The 22,444-nt window shown below is 58.4% G+C and carries 22 protein-coding genes and 1 pseudogene; 10 read left to right on the top strand and 13 right to left on the bottom strand.

What is annotated here, in order from left to right:
• Positions 1-80 precede the first annotated feature (80 nt).
• Positions 81-1,373, bottom strand: coding sequence for a putative porin (locus CKW16_RS07490; protein WP_095127863.1), 1,293 nt, complete (start codon positions 1,371-1,373; stop codon positions 81-83).
• Between the two features lie 282 nt (positions 1,374-1,655).
• Between CKW16_RS07490 and CKW16_RS07485 the strand changes: the two genes are divergently transcribed.
• The gene (locus CKW16_RS07485) at positions 1,656-2,780 is read left to right on the top strand and encodes a GNAT family N-acetyltransferase (RefSeq protein ID WP_046048079.1); all 1,125 of its coding nucleotides are present in this window, start codon (positions 1,656-1,658) and stop codon (positions 2,778-2,780) included.
• Positions 2,781-2,795: 15 nt separating this feature from the next.
• On the opposite strand, the gene aqpZ is transcribed toward CKW16_RS07485, so the two are convergent.
• The 5 genes and pseudogenes from aqpZ to CKW16_RS07460 form a co-directional block, all read right to left on the bottom strand.
• Positions 2,796-3,491 (bottom strand): aquaporin Z, encoded by a 696-nt coding sequence (gene aqpZ / locus CKW16_RS07480; RefSeq protein ID WP_095127861.1) that lies wholly within the window; start codon positions 3,489-3,491, stop codon positions 2,796-2,798.
• Between the two features lie 180 nt (positions 3,492-3,671).
• Positions 3,672-5,504: an ABC transporter ATP-binding protein gene (locus CKW16_RS07475; protein ID WP_095127860.1), complete on the bottom strand. Its 1,833-nt coding sequence runs from the start codon at positions 5,502-5,504 to the stop codon at positions 3,672-3,674.
• Between the two features lie 82 nt (positions 5,505-5,586).
• Entirely contained in the window at positions 5,587-6,144 is a 558-nt protein-coding gene (locus tag CKW16_RS07470) for a peptidylprolyl isomerase (protein ID WP_046048081.1), read from the bottom strand.
• Positions 6,145-6,147: 3 nt separating this feature from the next.
• A pseudogene (locus CKW16_RS07465) lies at positions 6,148-6,953 on the bottom strand (alpha/beta fold hydrolase).
• 14 nt (positions 6,954-6,967) lie between these two features.
• Positions 6,968-7,891, bottom strand: coding sequence for a LysR family transcriptional regulator (locus tag CKW16_RS07460; protein WP_056742659.1), 924 nt, complete (start codon positions 7,889-7,891; stop codon positions 6,968-6,970).
• A 49-nt stretch (positions 7,892-7,940) separates the two neighbouring features.
• Here CKW16_RS07460 and CKW16_RS07455 point away from each other — a divergent pair, with 49 nt between their 5' ends.
• The 4 genes from CKW16_RS07455 to CKW16_RS07440 all read left to right on the top strand — a co-directional run bounded on the left by CKW16_RS07455 (position 7,941) and on the right by CKW16_RS07440 (position 10,813).
• Positions 7,941-8,270 carry a hypothetical protein gene (locus CKW16_RS07455; RefSeq protein WP_056742660.1) on the top strand — a complete coding sequence of 110 codons (330 nt, stop codon included), beginning with the start codon at positions 7,941-7,943 and terminating at the stop codon, positions 8,268-8,270.
• Positions 8,271-8,499: 229 nt separating this feature from the next.
• Positions 8,500-9,099 (top strand): FMN-dependent NADH-azoreductase, encoded by a 600-nt coding sequence (locus CKW16_RS07450; protein WP_095127857.1) that lies wholly within the window; start codon positions 8,500-8,502, stop codon positions 9,097-9,099.
• A 338-nt stretch (positions 9,100-9,437) separates the two neighbouring features.
• Entirely contained in the window at positions 9,438-10,316 is an 879-nt protein-coding gene (locus CKW16_RS07445) for a carboxylate/amino acid/amine transporter (RefSeq protein ID WP_095127855.1), read from the top strand.
• Entirely contained in the window at positions 10,313-10,813 is a 501-nt protein-coding gene (locus CKW16_RS07440) for a MepB family protein (protein ID WP_095127854.1), read from the top strand. The genes CKW16_RS07445 and CKW16_RS07440 overlap by 4 nt, the downstream gene beginning before the upstream one ends.
• A gap of 27 nt (positions 10,814-10,840) precedes the next feature.
• Here CKW16_RS07440 and CKW16_RS07435 read toward each other — a convergent pair whose 3' ends face one another.
• Positions 10,841-12,139 (bottom strand): mechanosensitive ion channel family protein, encoded by a 1,299-nt coding sequence (locus CKW16_RS07435; protein WP_095127852.1) that lies wholly within the window; start codon positions 12,137-12,139, stop codon positions 10,841-10,843.
• A gap of 193 nt (positions 12,140-12,332) precedes the next feature.
• On the opposite strand from CKW16_RS07435, the gene CKW16_RS07430 reads away from it, so the two are divergent.
• Positions 12,333-13,679, top strand: a complete 1,347-nt coding sequence (locus CKW16_RS07430; protein ID WP_008153197.1) for a DEAD/DEAH box helicase — start codon at positions 12,333-12,335, stop codon at positions 13,677-13,679.
• A 72-nt stretch (positions 13,680-13,751) separates the two neighbouring features.
• On the opposite strand, the gene CKW16_RS07425 is transcribed toward CKW16_RS07430, so the two are convergent.
• Together CKW16_RS07425 and CKW16_RS07420 are read right to left on the bottom strand one after the other, a co-directional pair.
• A complete protein-coding gene (locus CKW16_RS07425) occupies positions 13,752-14,027 on the bottom strand; it encodes a hypothetical protein (protein WP_095127851.1) in 276 nt (91 codons plus the stop codon).
• 293 nt (positions 14,028-14,320) lie between these two features.
• The gene (locus CKW16_RS07420; RefSeq protein ID WP_095127849.1) at positions 14,321-15,055 is read right to left on the bottom strand and encodes a thioredoxin family protein; all 735 of its coding nucleotides are present in this window, start codon (positions 15,053-15,055) and stop codon (positions 14,321-14,323) included.
• A 177-nt stretch (positions 15,056-15,232) separates the two neighbouring features.
• On the opposite strand from CKW16_RS07420, the gene CKW16_RS07415 reads away from it, so the two are divergent.
• Positions 15,233-15,625 (top strand): transcriptional regulator, encoded by a 393-nt coding sequence (locus tag CKW16_RS07415; RefSeq protein ID WP_095127848.1) that lies wholly within the window; start codon positions 15,233-15,235, stop codon positions 15,623-15,625.
• A gap of 125 nt (positions 15,626-15,750) precedes the next feature.
• On the opposite strand, the gene CKW16_RS07410 is transcribed toward CKW16_RS07415, so the two are convergent.
• The 3 genes from CKW16_RS07410 to CKW16_RS07400 all read right to left on the bottom strand — a co-directional run bounded on the left by CKW16_RS07410 (position 15,751) and on the right by CKW16_RS07400 (position 17,824).
• Positions 15,751-16,620 (bottom strand): DUF6279 family lipoprotein, encoded by an 870-nt coding sequence (locus tag CKW16_RS07410; RefSeq protein WP_095127847.1) that lies wholly within the window; start codon positions 16,618-16,620, stop codon positions 15,751-15,753.
• 79 nt (positions 16,621-16,699) lie between these two features.
• Positions 16,700-17,416, bottom strand: coding sequence for a TorF family putative porin (locus CKW16_RS07405; RefSeq protein ID WP_095127846.1), 717 nt, complete (start codon positions 17,414-17,416; stop codon positions 16,700-16,702).
• A 219-nt stretch (positions 17,417-17,635) separates the two neighbouring features.
• Positions 17,636-17,824 carry a hypothetical protein gene (locus tag CKW16_RS07400; RefSeq protein ID WP_017337097.1) on the bottom strand — a complete coding sequence of 63 codons (189 nt, stop codon included), beginning with the start codon at positions 17,822-17,824 and terminating at the stop codon, positions 17,636-17,638.
• Between the two features lie 351 nt (positions 17,825-18,175).
• Between CKW16_RS07400 and CKW16_RS07395 the strand changes: the two genes are divergently transcribed.
• Both CKW16_RS07395 and CKW16_RS07390 read left to right on the top strand, forming a co-directional pair.
• Complete coding sequence (locus tag CKW16_RS07395; RefSeq protein WP_095127844.1) at positions 18,176-19,012, top strand: S1 RNA-binding domain-containing protein; 837 nt, start codon at positions 18,176-18,178, stop codon at positions 19,010-19,012.
• A 296-nt stretch (positions 19,013-19,308) separates the two neighbouring features.
• The gene (locus CKW16_RS07390) at positions 19,309-20,241 is read left to right on the top strand and encodes a DMT family transporter (protein WP_046048101.1); all 933 of its coding nucleotides are present in this window, start codon (positions 19,309-19,311) and stop codon (positions 20,239-20,241) included.
• On the opposite strand, the gene CKW16_RS07385 is transcribed toward CKW16_RS07390, so the two are convergent.
• Positions 20,186-21,367, bottom strand: a complete 1,182-nt coding sequence (locus CKW16_RS07385) for an MFS transporter (protein WP_095127843.1) — start codon at positions 21,365-21,367, stop codon at positions 20,186-20,188. The two genes, CKW16_RS07390 and CKW16_RS07385, sit on opposite strands and share 56 nt — an antisense overlap.
• A 103-nt stretch (positions 21,368-21,470) precedes the next feature.
• Between CKW16_RS07385 and CKW16_RS07380 the strand changes: the two genes are divergently transcribed.
• The gene (locus tag CKW16_RS07380; RefSeq protein ID WP_095127842.1) at positions 21,471-22,364 is read left to right on the top strand and encodes a LysR family transcriptional regulator; all 894 of its coding nucleotides are present in this window, start codon (positions 21,471-21,473) and stop codon (positions 22,362-22,364) included.
• Positions 22,365-22,444: the final 80 nt, after the last annotated feature.

The raw sequence follows: 22,444 nt of genomic DNA, 5'->3' as shown, positions 1-22,444 counted from the left end.
ACGGATGATGGGGACCGATACCACAACGCGAGTTTGTAAAAGCGGCTCGGGTTTCCTTGCCCGAGTCGTGTAGCGGGGAATCAGAACTTCGCTTCTGCGTCCAGTTGCAGGGTGTTGATCTTCGAATCCCGCAGGGTGGCGTTGGTGTAGTCGGAGTCAGCCATGAAGTACGTCGCGCCGAGGGCGAAGTTCTTGTCGATCTCGTAGCTCACTTTCAGCTTGCTGCCGCGCGAACCGGTGAAACCGTTGGCGAAGTCGGAGTCGGTGAAGGCGCCGACCACGGCGTTACGCTGTACGTCGCGGTAGTTGTAGTCCACTCCGAAGCCGTAGAACTTGGTCTTGACGCCAGCCAGCCAGCCCATGTCCTGATCGTTGCTCGCACTGTCGTTGTTGACAATTTGACCGTATAGCGACAACGGCATCGGCAGGCCGCCGAGATCGATCTGACCAAAGCCTTCGTACACTTTGAACTCTTCGCCCGGGCTGTTGCCGTTGATGGCCAGTGTAGCGGCGTCCTCGTCGTTGTCGTAAGCGTAGACACTGCCACCCAGCGTCATTTTCAGGTTGTCAGTGATAGCGAAGCGCGCGCCCAACTGGCCTGCGTACAGACGCAGGTCGTGACGGAACTGCTTGCCTTCGCCGTCGACGTTGTCCTGGAGGGTGTAGTGGCCGGCGCTACCGAACAGCTCGGCCGTGCTGCCTAGCGGGTATTTGTAAGTCAGGGCCAGACCTTCCGGGCTGATGTCGTTATCCCAGATGATGTCACCCATGCTCACCCATGGTTGCGGCATCTTGCCGCCGATCAAGTGCAGGTTCTTGATGGCAGTCGGGTGGTAGTCGACGTAGCCCTGGTCCAGCCAGATATCTTTCTTGGAGAAGTTGCCTTCCAGACTCTGGTTGGTGGAGCGAGCATCGTTGTTGTTGCCAGTGGCTATACGAATGCCGGTGTCCACTTGTGGATTGATTTCGGTGTAGGCACCCAGGCGGACACGGATACGTTGACGATCCTGGTCACCGGTGTTTGGTACGCCATCGTTCTTGACCGTTTCCTGACGGAAACGCACGTCACCCTTGAATTGGGTCTTGGCAGCCCACGCCAGTTTCTGGTCGAAGGTACTCAGTTCATTGGTTTTCTTCGCAGTCGCTGCGATCTGCTCGTTAGTCTCTTGTTGAGCCTGGCGGGCGATTTGCTGGTCTTTCTGATCCTTGGCCAGCTCGGCTTGCAGTTCGGTGTACTGCGCAGGCGAAATCGAGCCGTTTGCCTTGAGCATGTCGAGCAGTTTGGCGTCAACTGCGGCGCTGGCCGGAACACTCATGGCCAGCAGCAACCCACCACACAAGGCCGCCGCAGTTTTCGTGGAAGCAAGACGCATATCAATCTCCGAAGATGTAATGGGATGACTGAGCCATCCAGGACACAACCGACCGTTGACGGACGGAAAACAGTGACCAGGTTTAGTACCCGGCGCTCTAAAAACAGGCGCCAGTATCGCGATGGTTTATGACAGAGCAGTGGCAAAGTGATGGCGTCTCGATGACGATACAAATATGGCGTACACCCTTATCCAGAGCCCTGTCGGCGGATTGCTCGTGTGGATTTTTTGGCGATGGGCGATACTCGCCGGGCTTTAACGCAAAGAAATAGGGAAGAACTGATGCCGCTGCAACGTCTGGAAAGTCTGTCCGAAATCGCGTCGCAGACGTGGGATGCCCTGGTGCCCGAGAATCAGCCCTTTCTGCGCCACGCCTTTCTCAGCGCGCTGGAGGACAGCGGCAGCGTCGGCCCTCATTCCGGCTGGCAACCCGAGCATTTGTTGCACATCGAAGGCGATCGCCTGATTGCCGCGCTGCCCAGTTACCGCAAATGGCATTCCTACGGCGAGTACGTGTTCGATCACGCCTGGGCCGATGCCTGTGAGCGTGCCGGTATCGATTACTACCCAAAATTGCTGACGGCTGTGCCGTTCAGTCCGGTCAGTGGCCCGCGTTTGCTGGCGGCCACGCTCGAGGACGGTTTCGAACTGTTGAAAAGCCTGCCGGGCTACCTTGAAATCGAACAACTCTCCAGTGCCCACATCAACTTCACCGACCCGTTCACTGACGCGGCCTTGGCCGAGCAGCCAGGCTGGTTGCAGCGAATCGGCTGTCAGTACCACTGGCAGAATCGCGGCTATCGGGATTTTCAGGATTTCCTCGACGTCCTCAGTTCGCGCAAGCGCAAGCAGATGCGCAAGGAGCGCGAACAAGTGGCGGGGCAGGGCATTGATTTCGAATGGCTTGAAGGTAGGCAACTCGATCAGGCGCAGTGGGATTTTGTCTATGCCTGCTACGCCAATACCTACGCAGTGCGTCGGCAAGCGCCGTATCTGACGCGGGAGTTTTTCAGTTTGCTGGCCGAGCGCATGCCAGAGTCGATTCGTGTGGTGTTGGCCAAGCAAGGCTCACGGCCGGTGGCCATGGCGTTCAGTCTGGTGGGCGGCGACAGCTTTTACGGTCGTTACTGGGGCTGTCTGGCGGAGTTCGACCGTCTGCACTTCGAGACCTGTTTCTACCAGGGCATGGACTACGCAATTGCCAACGGCTTCCAGCGATTCGATGCCGGTGCCCAGGGCGAACACAAGTTGATTCGCGGGTTCGAACCCGTGATCACTCATTCATGGCACTACTTGCGTCATCCCGGCCTGAAAGCGGCCGTCAAAGACTTCCTGCAGCAAGAGCGCGTTGGCGTGCTGGCGTATGCCGAGGAAGCGAGGACGGCCTTGCCTTACCGGCAAGACTGATCCTCGCCCTGGGCTTCAGCTGCCTTCCTTGCCTAACCATCGATACGTCACGCCGCCGATCACCGCGCCCAGCAGCGGCGCTACCCAGAACATCCACAATTGCGCGATGGCCCAGCCACCGACGATCAGCGCCGGGCCAGTGCTGCGGGCCGGGTTGACCGAGGTGTTGGTGACAGGGATCGAGATCAGGTGGATCAGCGTCAGGGCCAGGCCGATGGCGATCGGCGCCAGCCCGGCAGGAGCGCGCTTGTCGGTGGCACCGAGGATGATCAGCACGAACATCGCCGTCATCACCAGCTCACAGACAAAGCCTGCGGCCATCGAGTATTTGCCGGGAGAATGCTCGCCGTAGCCGTTGGAAGCCAGACCGTTGGCGAGATCGAAGCCTTCCTTGCCGTTGGCGATGTAGTAGATCAAGGCCGCCGCGATAATCGCGCCAATCACCTGAGCGATGATGTAGGCGGGCAGCTCTTTGGCGGGGAATCGACCGCCGACGAACAAACCGACCGAAACGGCGGGGTTGAGATGGCAGCCGGAAATATGGCCAATGGCGAATGCCATGGTCAGTACCGTCAGACCAAAGGCCAGGGCCACACCCAGCACCCCGATCCCCAGCGGAGAAGACGCGGCCAGGACCGCACTGCCGCAACCCCCCAACACCAGCCAGAACGTACCTAACAACTCAGTGACTGAACGTTTGAACAGAGACATGAGAGCGTCCTTGATAGGCTTCCTATCGAGACTGTATCGAGTGATGCATCCTGCACATTTACGACAGGTTCATCTCCAGAACCTTGGCTGATTACAGCAGGGTTTTGGCGGATTTCCAGCAATCGGGAGGGGGGCCTGATCATTCCCACGCAGAGCGTGGGAATGATCAGGCAAGAAGGTTCAGTCGATGCCGACAAATCCACCCGTCTGGTGCTGCCACAACCGCGCATACAACCCGCCATGGGCCAGCAGCTCGGCGTGGCTGCCGGTTTCGGCGATCTTGCCTTTTTCCAGCACCACCAGCCGGTCCATGCGGGCGATGGTCGAGAGCCGGTGAGCGATGGCGATCACGGTTTTGCCCTGCATCAGGGTTTCGAGGCTTTCCTGGATCGCCGCTTCGACTTCCGAGTCGAGCGCCGAGGTGGCCTCGTCCATGATCAGGATCGGCGCGTCCTTGAGCAGCACGCGAGCAATCGCAATCCGCTGACGCTGACCGCCGGAGAGTTTCACCCCGCGTTCACCGACGTGGGCATCGAAACCGGTGCGGCCTTCGGAGTCCGACAACAACGGGATGAACTCGTCGGCGCGGGCCTTGTGCACCGCCTCCCAGAGTTCGGCGTCGGTGGCGTCGGGTTTGCCGTACAGCAAATTGTCACGGATCGAGCGGTGCAGCAGGGATGTGTCCTGGGTGATCATGCCGATGCGCTCGCGCAGGCTTTCCTGGCCGACTTCGGCGATGTTCTGGCCGTCGATGAGGATGCGTCCGCCCTCCACGTCATAGAGGCGCAGCAGCAGGTTGACCAGGGTTGACTTGCCTGCACCGGACGGGCCGATCAGGCCGATTTTCTCACCGGGTTTGATGGTCAGGTTGAGGTCGCCGATGATCCCGCTCTTCTTGCCATAGTGGAAATCCACGTGCTCGAAACGCACCTCGCCGCGGGTGACCGTCAGCGGTTTGGCCTGCTCGCGATCGGTGACGCTGACCGGTTGAGAAATGGTCTGCAAACCGTCCTGAACCATGCCGATGTTTTCGAAAATCCCGGTGACCACCCACATGATCCAGCCGGACATGTTGACGATGCGGATCACCAGGCCGGTGGCCAGGGCAATCGCGCCAACGGTGATCAGCGACTGCGTCCACAGCCACAAGGCCAGGCCGGTGGTGCCGACGATCAGCAAGCCGTTCATGCTGGTGATGACCACGTCCATGCTGGTGACCACCCGGCCGGCCAGTTGGGCTTTTTCGGTTTGTTCCTTGATCGCTTCGCGAGCGTATTGCTGCTCGAAGTTGGTGTGGGCGAACAGCTTCAGGGTGGTGATGTTGGTGTAGCCGTCGACGATCCGCCCCATGAGTTTGGAGCGCGCATCGGAGGACACCACCGAGCGTTCCTTGACCCGTGGCACGAAGTAGTAAAGGGCACTGATGAAGGCGACGATCCAGGTCAGTAGCGGGATCATAAGGCGCCAGTCGGCTTCGGCGAACAGCACCAGCGAACTGATCGCGTAGATCAGCACGTGCCACAACGCGTCCACCGCTTGCACGGCCGAATCGCGCAGCGAGTTGCCAGTCTGCATGATGCGTTGGGCGATGCGCCCGGCGAAGTCGTTCTGGAAAAAATTCAGGCTCTGTTTGAGCACATAACTGTGGTTCTGCCAGCGAATCAGGCTGGTCATGCTGGGGCTCAGGGTCTGGTGCACCAGCAAGTCGTGCAGGCCAACAAAGATCGGCCGAAAAACCAGGGCTACCACCGCCATCCAGGCCAGCTCGATGCCGTGTTCCTTGAAGAAATCGACGTTAGGCGTGCCTTGGGTCAGGTCGATGATGCGACTCAGGTAACTGAACAGCGCCACTTCGATCAGCGCACCGATCAGACCGACGAACAGCAGGACGGCAAAACTCGGCCAGACCTGCTTCAAGTAATAGGTATAAAAAGGGAGAACCCGATCCGGCGGAGCGGCCGTCGGGGGCTCGCGGAAAATGTCGATCAGTTTCTCGAAACGGCGATAAAGCATCAGTTCTCCGCCCGCGCACGGGCTCTCCTTTGAACAGTGTGAGCGGCGCACTCCGGCAGCCGCTCAAGACTTCCTGTGTAGCTTAGTCGATGACTTTGGCCGACTTGATGAACACAGGGTCGGCTGGCACATCTTTCATGCCGCCACGGGTGGTGGTTTGCGAGTTGACGATGACGTCCACCACGTCCATGCCTTTCACGACTTTACCGAAGACCGCATAGCCGTCACCGCTGTCGAGGAAGTCGTTGTCTTTGACGTTCACGAAGAACTGGCTAGTGGCCGAATCAGGATTAGAGGTGCGGGCCATGGACAGCGTGCCACGGACGTTATGCAGACCGTTTTTGGACTCGTTCTTGATCGGTGCCTTGGTTTCTTTCTGCTGCATTTGTTGAGTGAAACCACCGCCCTGGACCATGAAGCCCGGAATCACACGGTGAAAAATCGTGTTGTTGTAGAAGCCGCTGTTGACGTAATCAAGGAAGTTCTTGGTACTGATCGGCGCCTTGACCGGGTCCAGTTCGATTTCGATCTGGCCATTGGTGGTCTCCAGCAGCACGTGCGGCGCCTTGGCGGGCGTTGCGGCCATCAGGTTGGCGGCAAACAGAACGGAGCCAGCGACGAGGGCGATTTTTTTCAGCATGGGTCAGTGATCCTGAGTGAGGTGGTGTCGACTGCGGTGAGAAACTCGAGCAGCGTTTGGTTGAACATTTCGGGTTGATCCAGCGGGGTGGCGTGGCGCGAATCGGCGATCACCACCAGCCGCGCATCGGGCAGCAGTTTTACATAGGTTTCTTTCAGCGAGACCGGTGTGTAGTCACGGTCGGCGCTGACGATGAGGGTTGGACAGGAGACCCTCGAAAGTCGTTCCTGAACCCCCCAGCCAACGATTGCATCGAAGCTGGCGAGATAAGCATGTTTGTCGTTTTTTGCCCAGCGCTCGGCCATTTTTTGTCGCAGATCGGCCTGTTCGGGTTTGGGAAACAGCTTGCCGCCCAGGGCCGTGCCGATGGCGCCCAGACTGAGGACGCGCATCAGGCTCCAGCGCTTGAACCACTGCCAGTAATCGTCGCGGCTGCGCAGTTTGACCTCGGGCGCGCTGTTGACGATGCACAGGCTTTTGAGCAATTGCGGCTGATCCACGGCCAGTTGAAAACCGATCATGCCACCCATGGACAGGCCCACGTAATGAATGGGGCCGAGGTTCAGGTGTTCAATCAGGGCGATCATGTCGGCGCTGAACCCGGCGATGCTGTAGCGCTCGCGGGGTTTGTCGGAGCGACCGTGGCCGCGTACATCCGGCACGATCACCCGGTAGCGGGCCGACAGCGCCGGGATCTGCTTTTCCCAGTCCAGGGTGCTGGAACCCAGCCCGTGGACCAGCAGCAACGGCGTGCCGTGGCCATATTCCTCATAGTGCAGGTTGCAACCTTCGTGTTCGAAATAGGCCATGCGTACACTCCGTGTCAGGCTTGTTCAGGGGCGGCGAAAGGTGCATCCAGCGGCGCAGTGTCGAAAGTGCGCAGCAGTTCGATGAGAATCTGCGTGGCCGGACCCAAGGGTTTGTCCTTGTTCGAGTACAGGTAGAAGCTCGGGTTGCGGCTGCCGCCCTGGTCCAACGGTAGCAGCTTGAGCAGACCTTCCTTGAGTTCCCGTTCGATCATGTGCCGAGGCAACCAGGCGAAACCCAGGCCGCTACTGACAAAAGTTGCCGCGGTGGCCAGGCTGCCGACGGTCCAGCGCTGTTCCGCGCCGAGCCAGCCGACGTCTCGTGGCTGCTGGCGACCGGAGTCGCGGATGACCACTTGCATCTGGGATTCCAGATCCTGGAAGTTCAGTTCGCGGTTCAGACGATGCAGCGGGTGTTCGGGGTGAGCGACAGCCACAAACTCTACGTCGCTCAATTCCGCGCCCAGATACCCGGGAATGCTGAAGCCGGTAATGGCCAGATCGGCCACGCCTTCGAGCAAGACTTCTTCTACCCCCGACAGCACTTCTTCGCGCAGACGCACCCGGCAGCCACGGCTTTGCGGCATGAACGCGGTCAAGGCGCGGACGAGGCGGGCGCTCGGATACGCGGCGTCGACCACCAGCCGAACTTCCGCCTCCCAGCCTTGTTCCATGTGGTGGGCCAGGTCTTCCAGCTGACTGGCCTGTTTCACCAATTGCCGCGAGCGGCGCAGCAGCACGCCGCCGGCTTCGGTCAGCACCGCTTTGCGGCCGTCGATGCGCAACAGCGGCACGCCGAGTTGGTCCTGCATGCGCGCTACGGTGTAGCTCACCGATGATTGCGAGCGGTGCAGCGCTTCGGCGGCCTGGGCGAAACCGCCGTGGTCGACCACGGCCTGTAACGTTCGCCATTGATCAAGGGTCACGCGGGGCGCTTTCATGAATAGCTCCTCTTGTCCTAAGCTGGCAGTCCTTATTGGAGACTGCTGAATGAAAAAGCTTTGTTGTGTGGTATCGGGTTGTGTGCTGCTGGCGATGCTGCCGCTTACTGCGTTTGCCTATCCGATCGACGTTGAAAAACAGCTGAACGGCTTGAGCATCGACTACAACGCGTATGACACGGATAGCGACATCGCCTCCATTCAGGTGAACAACTACGGCACCACCGATGCGGCCTGTAAGGTAGTTTTCAACAATGGCCCGGAAGCGCCACGCACCCGCAATATCGAAGTGGCCGCTGGTAAACACAAAAATGCCACCGCCAAGTTCAACCGGAGCATCATCAAGATGCGTATCAAATTGACCTGCACCCCAAAATGACATTACAACCGTGTGGGAGCGGGCTTGCTCGCGAAAGCGGTATGTCAGTCAACATTGATGTCGACTGACACGGCCTCTTCGCGAGCAAGCCCGCTCCCACAGGGTATGCTCCGCTTATAAACGAATTTATTGATGGTTTATAGCAGTTATTTGCGCTTTTTCATCGATTTAACTCTGTTTAACCTTCACTCCATCGACTTACAACATTCTCAGATGGAGGCTACATCCCATGTCCCGCGTTCTGATCATCGAAAGCAGCGCCCGTCAGCAAGACTCGGTTTCGCGTCAACTGACCCAGACCTTCATCAGCCAGTGGCAAGCCGCGCACCCGAACGACCAGATCACCGTTCGTGACCTGGCCGTCAACCCGGTGCCGCATCTGGATATCAACCTGTTGGGCGGCTGGATGAAACCTGCCGAGCAGCGCAACGACATCGAACAGGTTTCCCTGGAACGCTCCAACCAGTTGACCGACGAACTGCTGGCCGCCGATGTACTGGTCCTGGCCGCGCCGATGTACAACTTTGCCATCCCGAGCACCCTCAAAGCCTGGCTCGACCATGTGCTGCGTGCCGGCGTGACTTTCAAGTACACCGACACCGGCCCGCAAGGCTTGCTCAGCGGCAAGCGTGCCTACGTGCTGACTGCGCGCGGCGGGATCTACGCCGGCAGCACCGCGGATCACCAGGAACCGTACCTGCGTCAGGTCATGGGCTTCATCGGGATCCACGACGTGACGTTCATTCACGCCGAAGGCATGAACCTGGGCGGTGACTTCCAGGAGAAAGGCCTGAGCCAGGCCAACGCCAAGCTTTCCCTCGTCGCCTGAGGTTTTAATCGCCAGATAATCCCTTGATGTTCAAGTGACCTGGCGCAACCCCTTCATGGCTTTACGCGCATCGAACCTCCCTTTGCACTTGTTGCTCCTGAGTGCTGTAGCCCGATTGAACGCTTTAGCGAGATCGGGCTTTTTTTTGCCTGCGATTTGATGGGCTGCACGCAATTCTGTAGGAGCCGAGCTTGCTCGCGATAGCGGTATCACATTCAACATTGATGTTGGCTGACACACCGCTATCGCGAGCAAGCTCAGCTCCTACAGGGATTTGTGTGTTCTCGCGATAACGGGCAAAAAACGCTATCGTCGCCGCCATTCGAAACGAGGCGAGCATGGGCTATCTACTTTTTGTCACGCTGATTCAGGCGTTTTCCTTCAGTTTGATCGGCGAATACCTGGCCGGTCATGTCGACAGTTACTTCGCGGTGCTGGTGCGAGTGGTGCTGGCGGGGCTGGTGTTCATTCCGTTGACCCGCTGGCGTTCGGTTGAACCGGCGTTCATGCGCGGCATGCTGCTGATCGGCGCGTTGCAGTTCGGCGTGACCTACGTCTGCCTGTACCTGAGCTTTCGGGTTTTGACTGTGCCGGAGGTGTTGCTGTTCACCATCCTCACGCCGTTGCATGTGACCTTGATTGAAGATGCTTTGAACCGACGCTTCAATCCGTGGGCATTGGTCGCGGCACTGGTGGCGGTGATGGGTGCGGCGGTGATTCGCTACGACCGGATCAACCCCGATTTCTTCATGGGCTTCCTGCTGCTGCAACTGGCCAACTTCACCTACGCCGCCGGGCAGGTGCTCTATAAGCATCTGGTGGCCCGCCATCCAAGCGATTTGCCGCATTACCGGCGCTTTGGTTACTTCTACCTGGGGGCATTGGCGGTGGCGTTGCCGGCGTTTCTGTTGTTTGGCAAACAGAACTTCCTGCCCGAAGCACCGTTGCAATGGGGCGTGCTGGTGTTCCTCGGCCTGGTCTCGACTGCGCTCGGGTTGTACTGGTGGAACAAGGGCGCCTGCCTGGTGAATGGCGGGACGCTGGCGGTGATGAACAACCTGCATGTGCCCGTGGGGTTACTGATCAACTTGCTGATCTGGAATCAGCATGAAGAGTTGGGGCGGTTGTTCCTCGGTGGATCGGTGATTTTGATGGCGGTGTGGATCAGTCGGTTGGGCGTCAGGCGAGAAGTGCTGCCGTTGCGGGAACGGCCATGACGGACCTGATCGCCGCCATCGAGCAGATCTACAAGCCCGCAGGTATGACGTTAACGGATGAAGCTCGGCGCGAGGAGGAGAGTGCCGAATACGGCGCCTGCCGCTTCGGCCTCGATGGGCAGGTGATTGTCTTCCGAGTGGCGAAAATCACGCCGACCAAGATGGGTCAGTTCGTCACGCTGTGGAAGCGGCCAACGCCGACCAGCGAGATTGCACCGCTCGATAGCGGCGATGGCGTCGCCTTTGTGGTGGTGAGCGTTGCTGATGAACCCCATCGCGGGCAGTTTGTGTTTGACCAGAAGATACTGGCCGCCAAAGGGGTCATGTCGATTGATGGTGAGGGCGGCAAGCGAGCGATTCGCGTCTATCCTCCGTGGTCCAGGCCCGTCGCCAAACAAGCTGTGAAAACGCAGCAATGGCAGCTCAAATACTTCCTTGCGCTTGACCAAAGCGGTAATGCCGATCCCGTTCAGGTACGCCGGCTCTTTGGAAAATAGCCCTTAAACTCCTGCGGGAGCGAGGTGTTACATGACGTGTTTTTCATTCTCGGGAATATGGCTTGCGCCCAACATTGCCGGTAACAACCCCGCCCGCAAATCCCCGCCACTCGGTTGTTGATAAAGGCTCAAGCCAAACTCCGGCAGCACCGCCAGCAGGTAATCAAAAATATCCCCCTGAATCCGCTCGTAATCCGCCCACGCGGTGGTGCGGGTGAAGCAGTAGATCTCCAGCGGAATGCCCTGAGCGGTGGTCTGCATCTGGCGGACCATGCAGGTCATGTTTGGCTGGATTTCCGGGTGACTCTTCAAATACGCCAGTGCATAGGCGCGGAAGGTACCGATATTGGTCATCCGCCGACGGTTGGCCGACATCGCCGCCACATTACCCTGGGCTTCGTTCCAGGCCTTGAGTTCAGCCTGCTTGCGACTGATGTAGTCGGTCAGCAGATGCACCTGGGACAGTTTCAACTCTTCGTCATCGCGGATGAATCGCACGCCACTGGCGTCGATGAACAGGCTGCGCTTGATCCGTCGTCCACCGGATTGCTGCATGCCGCGCCAGTTCTTGAACGACTCGGACATCAGGCGCCAGGTCGGAATCGAAACGATGGTCTTGTCGAAATTCTGCACCTTGACCGTGTGCAGCGTGATATCGACCACATCACCGTCGGCGCCGACTTGCGGCATTTCGATCCAGTCGCCGACCCGCAGCATGTCATTGCTGGTCAGCTGCACGCTGGCGACGAACGACAGCAGGGTGTCCTTGTAGACCAACAGAATCACCGCCGACATGGCACCCAGACCCGACAGCAGCAACAGCGGCGAACGGTCGATCAGCGTGGCGACGATGATGATCGCGCCAAATACGTACAAGACCATTTTCGCCAGTTGTATGTAGCCTTTGATCGAGCGGGTACGGGCATGTTCGGTGCGCGCATAGATGTCGAGCAGAGCGCTGAGCAGGGCACTGACCGCCAACAGCAAAAACAGAATGGTAAATGCCAGCGCGACGTTACCGAGGAAGATCAGACTGGTCTTGCCCAACTCCGGCACCAGGTGCAAGCCGAACTGGATCACCAGCGAGGGTGTGATCTGCGCCAGACGATGAAAGACCTTGTTATGCCGAAAGTCATTGATCCAGTGCAATGCCGGCTGGCGACCGAGCATTTTGGTCGCATGCAGAATGAGGTAGCGCGCCACTCGTCCGAGGACCAGCGCAACCACCAGCAATAGCACCAATGCCAGGCTGGAATGCAGGAGAGGGTGCTGATCAAGGGCACCCCAAAGGTCTTGGACGTTGAGCCAGAGCTGTTTGATATCCATGGGTAAAAACGGTTCTTCTGTAGGACGCGACGGGGCGATTAGAGCATTTAAGACGCTTTGGATGACGTTTCAGGACAAAAGACGCAACAAAAAAACCACTGTTTAGCGCCGTTTGTATAAAGAAACTCGGCCTGAGCGCTCGAAACCGTTACCCTATGCAGCTGTTTTTTTGTATTTCTTCGAGGTAGCACCCGTGTTTTCCCAATTCGCCCTGCACGAACGCCTGCTCAAAGCCGTGGCCGAGCTTAAATTTGTCGAGCCAACGCCAGTGCAAGCAGCGGCTATTCCGCTGGCGCTCCAAGGGCGTGACCTGCGGGTGACAGCGCAAACCGGTAGCGGCAAAACCGCTGCATTCGTATTGCCGATCCTCAACCGTCTGATCGGCCCGGCTAAAGTCCGCGTCAGCATCAAGACCCTGATCCTGCTGCCGACCCGCGAGCTGGCCCAGCAAACCATCAAGGAAGTTGAGCGTTTCGCTCAGTTCACCTTCATCAAGTCCGGCCTGATCACCGGCGGTGAAGACTTCAAGGTCCAGGCTGCCATGCTGCGCAAGGTGCCGGACATCCTGATCGGTACGCCGGGCCGGATGATCGAGCAACTGAACGCCGGTAACCTCGACCTCAAAGAAGTCGAAGTACTGGTCCTCGACGAAGCCGACCGCATGCTCGACATGGGCTTTGCCGAAGACGTCCAGCGTCTGGTGGAAGAGTGCACCAACCGCCAGCAGACCATGCTGTTCTCTGCCACCACCGGCGGTTCGGGCCTGCGCGAGATGGTCGCCAAGGTGTTGAACAACCCTGAGCACCTGCAGCTCAACAACGTCAGCGATCTGAATGCGACCACCCGTCAGCAGATCATCACCGCTGACCACAACCAGCACAAAGAACAGATCGTGAACTGGCTGCTGGCCAACGAGACCTACCAGAAGGCCATCGTGTTCACCAACACCCGGGCCATGGCCGACCGTATCTACGGCCGCCTGGTGGCGCAGGAATACAAAGCGTTCGTCCTGCACGGTGACAAAGACCAGAAGGATCGCAAGCTGGCCATCGACCGTCTGAAGCAGGGCGGCGTGAAAATCCTCGTCGCCACCGACGTTGCCGCTCGCGGCCTCGACGTGGAAGGCCTGGACCTGGTGATCAACTTCGACATGCCGCGCAGCGGCGACGAATACGTTCACCGCATCGGTCGCACCGGTCGCGCCGGCAACGATGGCCTGGCCATCTCGCTGATCTGCCACGGCGACTGGAACCTGATGTCGAGCGTCGAGCGCTACCTCAAGCAGAGCTTCGAGCGCCGCACCATCAAGGAAGTCAAAGGCACCTACGGCGGACCAAAAAAGGTCAAGGCCTCAGGCAAAGCCGTTGGCGTGAAGAAGAAAAAAGTCGACGCCAAAGGCGACAAGAAGAAAACCGGCGCCAAGGCCCCGACCAAACGCAAAATCGCCAACCGCCCGAAGACCGACGCCCTGTCGCTGGTCAGCAAGGACGGCATGGCGCCGCTCAAGCGCCGCAAGCCGGAAGCGCCAGCTGCTGAATAAGCAGTTTTAGCGCCCCATAAAAAAACCGGACAAATGTCCGGTTTTTTTTATGCCTGAAATTCCTGAGTTTGATTAACTCTCGGCTTTCTTCTCCGCCGAACTCAGTTCCTTCAATCGCTGATCGATCAACTGGCACTTGTCCGGCAGATCCTTGCTGGCCGTCTCCAGATCCATTTTCTGCAGCTCATCGTTGATCTCCTTGGCCTTGGCTGGGTTCTGCTCGGTGAGTTTGGCCACTTCCTTGGCCAGTTGTTCGCGCTTAATGGTGGCTTCTTCGGGTGGGCAAGCCCAAACGGGAAGGGCGCAGGCGAGGGTGGCGGCGAGGGTGAGCTTCAGCAGGGTTTTCATTGGGGTGGGCCTCATTTCCGGTTAAGGCGGGTTATCCGGTTGAGGGTTGAAGGGCGTAAAAAGTTCAGAGACGCCAAACCCGGTCGCCTTTTGGACGACGGTTTGACTATAAGGATCAGCCACCCAGCGGTACAGAGCGCCGGTTCTGAACTTGATGTAGGGGGAGTATCCTGGTGCGCTCGGACAGTCACCCGGCAAATTGCCGATGACTAAACACTGCCAACACCTGTGGGAGCAAGCTCGCTCCCACAGTGGATTTGCGGTGTTTGGGGATAGTGTATCCGGCAGATGCTCTACTCCCCATGGCAGCAGCTGGCCGAGACCTTGTCTTCATACTGATCGTGAAGCCTTACCCACTCCATGATTTCCTCTTCATTACGCCCCTTGGGGGTGAGGTCGAGGTAGTTATAGGCCCCAACCAACATGTCCAGACCGCGGGCATAAGTGGAATAGGTGTGGAAAATCTCTCCAGCTTCATTGCGATAAAACACGCTAAGGCCGGGGAGTTCTTCTTCGGCGCCGTCGGATTTTTCGTAGTTGTAGGTGGCCTTACCGGCGACGACGTCTTCTGCTCGGGCCGAAACGCCAAAGTCATAGTTGAAGTCGCAGCCTTCTGACGACACCCAATCGAATTTCCAGCCCATGCGCCGTTTGAAGGCCTGAAATTCGGCGAACGGTGCGTGGGAAACCGCCACCACGGCGACGTCATGGTGGGCCAGGTGTTGGTTGGCTCCGTCGATGTGGTCGGACAGGAACGAGCAGCCGGAACAGCCTTCGTCCCAGCCTTTGCCAAACATGAAGTGGTAGATGACCAACTGGTTACGGCCGCCGAACAGGTCCGCCAGTTTCAGTTCGCCGTTCGGGCCCTGAAAGTGGTAGTCCTTGTCGATTTTCACCCAGGGCAGGGCGCGGCGTTCGGCGCTGAGTTTGTCTCGTTCTTTGGTGAAGGCTTTTTCGTGGGCCAGGTGTTGCTTGCGGGCGGCGAGCCATTCTTCTCGGGAGACGACGGGATGATTCTGAATGTTCATTGGGATTCTCCTGCGGGGTGCTGGGAGGTGACTTACACAACCTAGTCGTTTGACCTACGCCCAATTCGACATACCGCTGGTCGATGCTGTTCAAAACCTCGGCTGAACGGCTGCGAACCGCGCCGGTCACAACTTATGAAGGCCATCTCACTCTCTGGATTTGGAGGTTGTATCAGGATGACGACTTATAACTGGGATTTGATTGAACGCTTGCTGCACGAGGTGCAGAACAGCGCCGGCCACAGCTTTACGCCACGGCCCTACGCCGAACAGTACGCGGCGGAGAAAGCGGCGAACGGCGAGGCGATTGAGAACCTGGATCATCTGAAAACAGTGGCCGGTGAGTATGAAAAGTTACTGTTGGCGCGCGGCTATATTGAGCCTCGGCCTGAGGATCAAGGTGGCAACGGTTCGAACTACATTTTGACGCCTCGGGGCTCGAGTTTGTTGAGCCTGATCGACAGCAGTATTCCGGGCAATGACCATCCGCGGCAGGTGTTGGATGAGCAGGACGATGCGCTGGAAGAGGTGAGGTTTGATGAGATCGCATCGAGGGCACAGATTGCCTGACGATCACCCCCTAACCCAGTGTGGGAGCGAGCCTGCTCGCGATTGCGGTACACCAGTAACATCATTGTTTACTGATACACCGCAATCGCGAGCAGGCTCGCTCCCACATTGAATTTGTGTTGCGCTTAGCTCTGTTGCGCTGCCTTCAGGCACTTCAGATCATTGAAGTCCTTGCGCACCCCTTCTATTTTCTTCAACAACTGCTGGCGCTGTTCCGGCGTGCTTTCGGCCATCAAGTCCACAAATAACGCCCGTGCCTGGGCTTCGGTGCTGGCGTAGGCCTGGCGATAAGCGGGCGTCCACAAACTCTCGCGATTGACCAGAAGCGTCTCGATTCGCTGTGGGAATTCTGGACTCTGGCGCTGCGCAACCGCCGCACTGAACTGTTTCTGCCAGTGGGCACGGTTGGCGATCCATTGCGTATTCTGGTCGCCCAAGGTGTTCGACCACGCGACAACGCGTAGCTGCTGGGTTGCGCTGAGCGGACCGAGCCAATCATTCAGGCGTTTTTCCATACGCTGACTGCGTTGCTTGATCTGTTGATCGAGCGACGGTTTGAGGTATTGCTCCTGGCGTTTGCGCTGGTCCTTGGTGAAGGCCTCGTTCATTTCCGCGACTTGTTGGTCATTCAGCCCCTGTAACAGCTCAATGGCCGACGGGGTGATTTCCCTCGCGGTCTGGGCGATGGCTTGTTTGGCTTCCTGGATGCGGGTTTGCAGCGCGGCGTCGGTGACCTGGTTGGTCTCGACCATGACCTGCAAGCGATCCAGCCAGTCGAGGTAGCCCGGCAGTTGCGTGGTGCAGTGCCAGCTCAGGTGCTCCTTGAGGCGCTCGTTGAACCAATCTTTCTGTTCCCCGTTCATGTTCAGATAATCGCTGAGCGTCCACGGAACGATCACGTCGAGGTTGCGATAGGCCAGGCCCACGCGGCTGCACGCACCGAGGGCGAGACTGAGGGTGATAACGACGGCGAGACACTTCAACCAGCGCGACATGGGCGAATCCTTTGCGAAGGCCTGGCTTTTTAATGGGCTTCTTTATGTGAACGCAGGATGAGCCTCGCAGTTCAGCCGATCAATAAAAGGCGCGTTCGGCCTTGAGGGTGATTAGCCCGTCGCATTGGCTGTTGTGCCCGGAATAGGCGGAGCAGCTGTTGCCGCTCAAGTTGGAGTCACTGTAGATCAGGTCCAGATCGACGCCCATGAACGGGCGGGAAAGTTGCACTGACCAATCGGTGAAACTGCCTACATACCCGCCGTCGACGGACACCGGCGTGTTGAGCTGGTGGGTGGTGTATTTCATGCTGATCCCGATGCCGAACGGCTGATTGCCGCCCAGGTCGGCGAATACGGTGCTGTTCTGTTTGTCCGGATCGTTGCTGAACGCTGCGCCGAAACGGCTGCCCAGAAAGGTCAGGCCACCGAAAAGCTCCTGGCTGTCGAGGGTGTCCACTTTCGGGTAGCTGTAACGGATCATGCCGACTTCGTACCCGAGGGTATTATCGAAAGGCTGTTTAAAGCCCATGTAGGAGTCGACTTCAAGGTTGGCCCCAGACGTTAAACCCATGCTCGGTGCCCATTGGCCTACATAAAAACCGCTGTCGTGACTCAGATCGAGCCCGCCGTGGAACGAGCCGGTGCTGGAAGGTTTGACCAGCCCCTGGGCCATGCTGCGGCTGGAGGTGGTGCCGAGTTTGAGATCGAAGTCGCCCAGTTCACGCTGAAAGATTTGCGCGTTGGCGACCGAACACGACAGCAGGGTGCCGAGCAATAAATAGGAGGGTTTGAGCATGCGTCACTCCATGACAGCGAGCTGTAGGCACTAAAAACCTACTGAAACGCTTGATCTAGACGTGTGCAAGCATACCGGCGAATGCTCGGCATCGAGGGCCGTTCGTCGATTTTTGAAATATTGGTTTGTTTGCGGGGGTGTTGCGAGGTGGGTTCCAGTCCAAGCGCTTCGAAGCTCAAAGCGCTTAGGGACCAGGTGACGCGGCGGATCTTGGGGAAGTTACTTCTTGCCCAGGGTGATCTGCTTGGACGGGCCGAACGTCTGGCCGCTGACGCCTTTGGCAATTTGCTGGATCTCTCCGCCGGACTTGAGGAACGCAGCAATCTGGTTGTTGATCGATTCGCTGGTTTCAACGGCTGGAGCTGGCTTTGCTTTGCTGTTGGATGCTTTTACACGCATGGCGGCCATTAACCTATAGAAAATTAACTTGGCCAGGCATCGTACAGGAAATACTTGACAATTGCTTGGTAAATATCCCCCCGAAATACACAGGGCAGATGAAGAATTAATCACAAGTTATTATTCTGAATAGGCCTCTAAGCTGCTGTTTTAACTAAGAACGATCATGAAAAATTACAGTTTTCCACCCGGCGGACAGGTGTGAAAATCGCCAGAACGGCCTGACGAGCGGCCTGGCGCGTGCGGTAAAACCCAGGAAAATTAAGCCCTTCGGAGGATTTTCTTGCGCCACCGGGCTGGCCAGCGAACGCGACCCGCAAAACCGGGTAGAATGCCGCCCACGCAATGAGGGTATTGGAAATGGCTTTAGTCGGGCGCTACAACAGTTTGCAAGTGGTTAAACACACTAACTTCGGTTTATATCTGGACGGTGGCGCGGATGGCGAAATCCTCCTGCCTAATCGTTATATTCCCAAAGATATTCCCAGCGAAGATGAAGACTGGCTCAACGTTTTTATTTATCTGGACAGCGATGACAAACTCATCGCAACTACCGAAAAGCCGAAAGTTCAAGTCGGTGAATTCGCCAGTTTAAAAGTCGTTGAAGTCAACAGCATCGGTGTTTTCCTGGATTGGGGTTTGCCGAAGGATCTGTTGCTGCCGTACTCCGAAGAAAAGCGTCAGATGACCGCCGGCGAGTATGTGGTGGTGCACGTCTACCTCGACAAGCACACCCGCCGCATCACCGCGACGGCCCGTCTGGACCGCTACCTCGACAAGACCCAGGCCAACTACACCCCTGGCCAGGAAGTTGATTTGCTGGTCGCCGAAGCCACCGATATGGGCTTCAAGGCAATCATCAACAACAAGCACTGGGGGCTGATTCACAAGAACGAAATCTTCAAGTTCATGCGCGCCGGTAAAGAAGAGAAGGGCTTTATCAAAGAAGTCCGTGCCGACGGCAAGATCAGCCTGAGCCTGCAACCGGTCGGCGAAGAAGCCGCCACCAGCCTGAACTCGAAGATTCTCGCCAAGTTGCGCGACAACAATGGCAGCCTGCCGGTCAGCGACAAGAGCGACCCGACGGTGATCAGCAGTATGTTTGGCGTGAGCAAGGGCAACTTCAAAAAGGCCATCGGTGCGTTGTACAAGAACGGCCAGATCGTTATTCACGCCGATCGCATTGAACTGAGCTGACCCCGAACCGGCCCTGTGCCGTCCAGCCAAGCTAGCAGCCTGTAGCAGCTGTCGAGCTCCAGCGAGGCTGCGTCCGGCTGCGAAGCAGTCGTAAATCCTGCACACGCGGACTTTCTGAAACACCGCAAAGTCTGAACTTACGACTGCTACGCAGCCGGACGCAGCCGGACGCAGCCTCGCTGGGGCTCGACAGCTGCTACAGGGGGCGTTCCTTGACTGATCGGCCTTTCCCTATGCAGGGTTTTGTTTTTTGACTGCCGAGTTTCTGCCATGTTTTGTGTTGTCGAGGTGTTCCGGTGAGCGCCACCCGGCGCAGCGCCGATGGGTTTGCCCTGCAAGTGATGATTGGGTTGTGCCTGATCTGGGGTGTTCAGCAGGTGATGATCAAGTGGGCGGCGCCAGACATCGCGCCGGTCATGCAGGCCGCCGGGCGCTCGGGTATTTCCGCGTTACTCGTAGGACTGTTGATCTGCTGGAAGGGCGGCTGGGATCAAGTGGGCAACACCTGGCGCGGTGGACTACTGGCTGGCGCGCTTTTTGGCCTGGAGTTCTTCTTCATTTCCGAAGGCTTGCAACTGACCACGGCCGCGCACATGTCGGTGTTCCTTTACACCGCGCCGATCTTCACCGCATTGGGCGTTCATTGGCTGTTGCCGAGTGAGCGTTTAAGACCGGTCCAGTGGCTGGGGATTTTCCTCGCCTTCGTCGGGATCGCCATCGCCTTTGCCGGCGGGGTGTCGTGGGACAACCTCGATCACCGCATGTTGATGGGCGATGCGCTGGGCGTGCTGGCTGGCGCGTCATGGGGTGCAACCACGGTGGTGGTGCGCGCTTCGCGCCTGTCGGAAGCGCCGGTGACGCTGACGCTGTTCTATCAATTGATTGTCGGTTTCGTTGGCCTGTTGCTGATCGCGATCCTCAGCGGCCAGGTCACCCACGTCAGCCTGACCACCGTCGCGGTGGCCAGTGTGTTGTTTCAGGGATTGGTGGTGTCGTTCTTCAGCTACCTGACCTGGTTCTGGCTGTTGCGCCGTTATCTGGCGGCGAACCTGGCGGTGTTTTCGTTCATGACGCCGCTGTTCGGCGTCACGTTCGGCGTGGTGCTGCTGGGCGAAGAGCTGAGCTTCAACTTCGTTGTCGGCGCGGTGCTGGTGTTGTTGGGCATCACGTTTGTCAGCGCTGAGCAGTGGGTGCGCCGTCGCTTGCGCAAAGCCCTTGGGCAGAGCTGACCGGACGCAATAGCAGACCGCCAGCGACAATCAAACCACTGCCGGCGAACACCAGCGCGGGCTGCAAACCACCGCTGAAGTGGCTGCTCAATGAGGCCAGCAACGGTCCGCTGAGCTGGCCCACGGCGAAGCACGCCGTCAGCAGCCCGGCGTTGCGCTGGGTGGCGTAGGGCGCCAGTTCCCGGGAACGTTGCATCACCAATTGCATGCAGGCCAGGAACGGCGTGCCGCAGAGGATCACGCCCAAGGCCAGGCCTGGGCCGCTGCCCAACAAGCAAGCGAAGACCCCGGCAGCTTGCAGCCACAACGTCGCCATCAGCCAATAGCGAGTGCCCTGCGGGTGTTGTCGACGCAAACTCACCAGCACCACCCCGATGGCCGAAGCAAGACCAAAGCAAGGCCAGAACAGATCGGCCTGCCATTGGCCATGGAACTGCGCGTTAGCCATTTGCGAGAGGAAAGTGGCCGGAATGATGTAGCCCAAACCGTACAACCCATAGACCACGCTTAAACGGCCGATGCCATGATTGCCCGAGCCAGCGACGCTGGGGGCGGCGGCCACGGTCGTGGCCGGCTGCGGCAGGAACGGCAGAATCCCCAGCAGCATCGCCAGCCCGACGCCGGCATACACCAGCCACAAGGCTGCAGAAGTCTGCCCCAGCAGGTTCGATCCCAAGGCCAACAAGCCCGTCAGAAAAATCCCCAGACCCGGTCCGGCAAATACCAGGGCGCCAAGCCGTGGACGACCGGCTGCCGCGGCCAACGGCTGGCTCAACGCGGTGATCATCACCAGTACCCAGGCGCTGGCCACGCCGGTGCCGAACCGCAGCACCAGATGGGACCAAAACCCGTTGGCCCAGAACGAGGCCAACGTCAGCAATACACAGAGCCATAAACCGCCCAACAAACGCCGGCGGACTTGCTCGGGGCGGCGAGAGAACATCGCGTCCACCGCACCGACGAAGTAGCCGAGGTAGTTGGCCGCGGCAATCAGACCGGCGGCGGTCAGGTCAATCTGACCTTCGCTGAGCAGGTGCGGCAACTGAGGCGTGAGGGCGAAACGCCCGATGCCCATGGCCATCATCAGGGCGATGAAACTGGCGAGTAAGCGAATCAGAGGAGACATAGTCTGAATTCCAGCAGAGGATCAATGACCGTCAGGCTAGGACTGATTGACTTTCTTTTAAAATGAATAATAGTGAGTAACTTGTTCTGGTTTGGAGAATGGCGTGGAGTTCAGCCAATTGCGGATTTTCCAGGCGGTAGCGGAGGAGGGTTCCATCACCCGTGCTGCCGAACGCCTGCACCGGGTGCCATCGAACCTGTCGACCCGGCTTAAACAGCTGGAAGAACAACTCGGCGTAGAACTGTTCGTGCGTGAACGTCAGCGTTTGCAGTTGTCGCCTGCGGGAAAAGTCCTGCTGGACTACACCGCCAAGCTGTTCAATCTGCGCGACGAAGCTCAAGCGGCGGTGCAGGGCGGGCAACCGGCCGGGGACTTCGTACTCGGCACCATGTACAGCACGGCGGCGATTCATCTGCCGGGGTTGTTGGCGCGTTATCACCGCACTTACCCGGCGGTGAACCTGCAAGTGCAGTCCGGGCCGAGCGGCGAGCTGCTTGAAGGTTTGCTCACCGGGCGTCTCGATGCGGCGCTGGTGGACGGTCCGCTGGAACTGGCCGGGCTCGACGGCGTGCCGTTGTGCGACGAACGGCTGGTGTTGATCAGCGAGGTTGATCACCCGCCGATCCTCAGCGCGCTGGATGTGGAAGGGCGCTCGGTGTTCACGTTTCGGCAGGGTTGTTCCTACCGCATGCGCCTGGAAGCCTGGTTCTCCCATTACCACGCGGCCATGGGCCGGGCGATGGAAATCGAGTCTTATCCGGGGATGCTCGCTTGCGTTATCGCCGGCTCAGGCGTGGCGCTGATGTCGGAGTCGATGCTCGCCAGCCTGCCGGGCCGCGAAAGCGTGGCGGTGCATCCGTTGGCGGAGCCGTTTGCCAGTGCCACCACGTGGCTGATGTGGCGCAAAGGCATGGTTGGGGCGAACTTGAACGCGTGGCTTGAGCAGCAACAATTGGTCTATCCGTCGGCGCCGAGTCAGGCTCGGGCGATGGCTTGAACTATCGGTCAGGTATTTTGATCAATTCAGTAACAGATCATTGCGACTTTGGGCGAGCATTGCGTAGGACTTCGGACTAT

Source organism: Pseudomonas sp. Irchel s3h14, assembly GCF_900187425.1.
Taxonomy (GTDB): Bacteria; Pseudomonadota; Gammaproteobacteria; order Pseudomonadales; family Pseudomonadaceae; genus Aquipseudomonas.
This window is presented reverse-complemented; position numbering and strand designations above follow the sequence as displayed.

Coding starts and splice junctions, on each gene's coding strand:
- CKW16_RS07460 (WP_056742659.1), bottom strand. CDS start 7,891: ATGAAAGCGCCCCGCGTGACCCTTGATCAATGGCGAACGTTACAGGCC.
- CKW16_RS07415 (WP_095127848.1), top strand. CDS start 15,233: ATGACGACTTATAACTGGGATTTGATTGAACGCTTGCTGCACGAGGTG.
- CKW16_RS07470 (WP_046048081.1), bottom strand. CDS start 6,144: ATGCTGAAAAAAATCGCCCTCGTCGCTGGCTCCGTTCTGTTTGCCGCC.
- CKW16_RS07435 (WP_095127852.1), bottom strand. CDS start 12,139: ATGGATATCAAACAGCTCTGGCTCAACGTCCAAGACCTTTGGGGTGCC.
- CKW16_RS07395 (WP_095127844.1), top strand. CDS start 18,176: ATGGCTTTAGTCGGGCGCTACAACAGTTTGCAAGTGGTTAAACACACT.
- CKW16_RS07405 (WP_095127846.1), bottom strand. CDS start 17,416: ATGCTCAAACCCTCCTATTTATTGCTCGGCACCCTGCTGTCGTGTTCG.
- CKW16_RS07450 (WP_095127857.1), top strand. CDS start 8,500: ATGTCCCGCGTTCTGATCATCGAAAGCAGCGCCCGTCAGCAAGACTCG.
- CKW16_RS07410 (WP_095127847.1), bottom strand. CDS start 16,620: ATGTCGCGCTGGTTGAAGTGTCTCGCCGTCGTTATCACCCTCAGTCTC.
- CKW16_RS07445 (WP_095127855.1), top strand. CDS start 9,438: ATGGGCTATCTACTTTTTGTCACGCTGATTCAGGCGTTTTCCTTCAGT.
- CKW16_RS07485 (WP_046048079.1), top strand. CDS start 1,656: ATGCCGCTGCAACGTCTGGAAAGTCTGTCCGAAATCGCGTCGCAGACG.
- CKW16_RS07425 (WP_095127851.1), bottom strand. CDS start 14,027: ATGAAAACCCTGCTGAAGCTCACCCTCGCCGCCACCCTCGCCTGCGCC.
- CKW16_RS07475 (WP_095127860.1), bottom strand. CDS start 5,504: ATGCTTTATCGCCGTTTCGAGAAACTGATCGACATTTTCCGCGAGCCC.
- aqpZ (WP_095127861.1), bottom strand. CDS start 3,491: ATGTCTCTGTTCAAACGTTCAGTCACTGAGTTGTTAGGTACGTTCTGG.
- CKW16_RS07385 (WP_095127843.1), bottom strand. CDS start 21,367: ATGTCTCCTCTGATTCGCTTACTCGCCAGTTTCATCGCCCTGATGATG.
- CKW16_RS07440 (WP_095127854.1), top strand. CDS start 10,313: ATGACGGACCTGATCGCCGCCATCGAGCAGATCTACAAGCCCGCAGGT.
- CKW16_RS07455 (WP_056742660.1), top strand. CDS start 7,941: ATGAAAAAGCTTTGTTGTGTGGTATCGGGTTGTGTGCTGCTGGCGATG.
- CKW16_RS07420 (WP_095127849.1), bottom strand. CDS start 15,055: ATGAACATTCAGAATCATCCCGTCGTCTCCCGAGAAGAATGGCTCGCC.
- CKW16_RS07400 (WP_017337097.1), bottom strand. CDS start 17,824: ATGGCCGCCATGCGTGTAAAAGCATCCAACAGCAAAGCAAAGCCAGCT.
- CKW16_RS07490 (WP_095127863.1), bottom strand. CDS start 1,373: ATGCGTCTTGCTTCCACGAAAACTGCGGCGGCCTTGTGTGGTGGGTTG.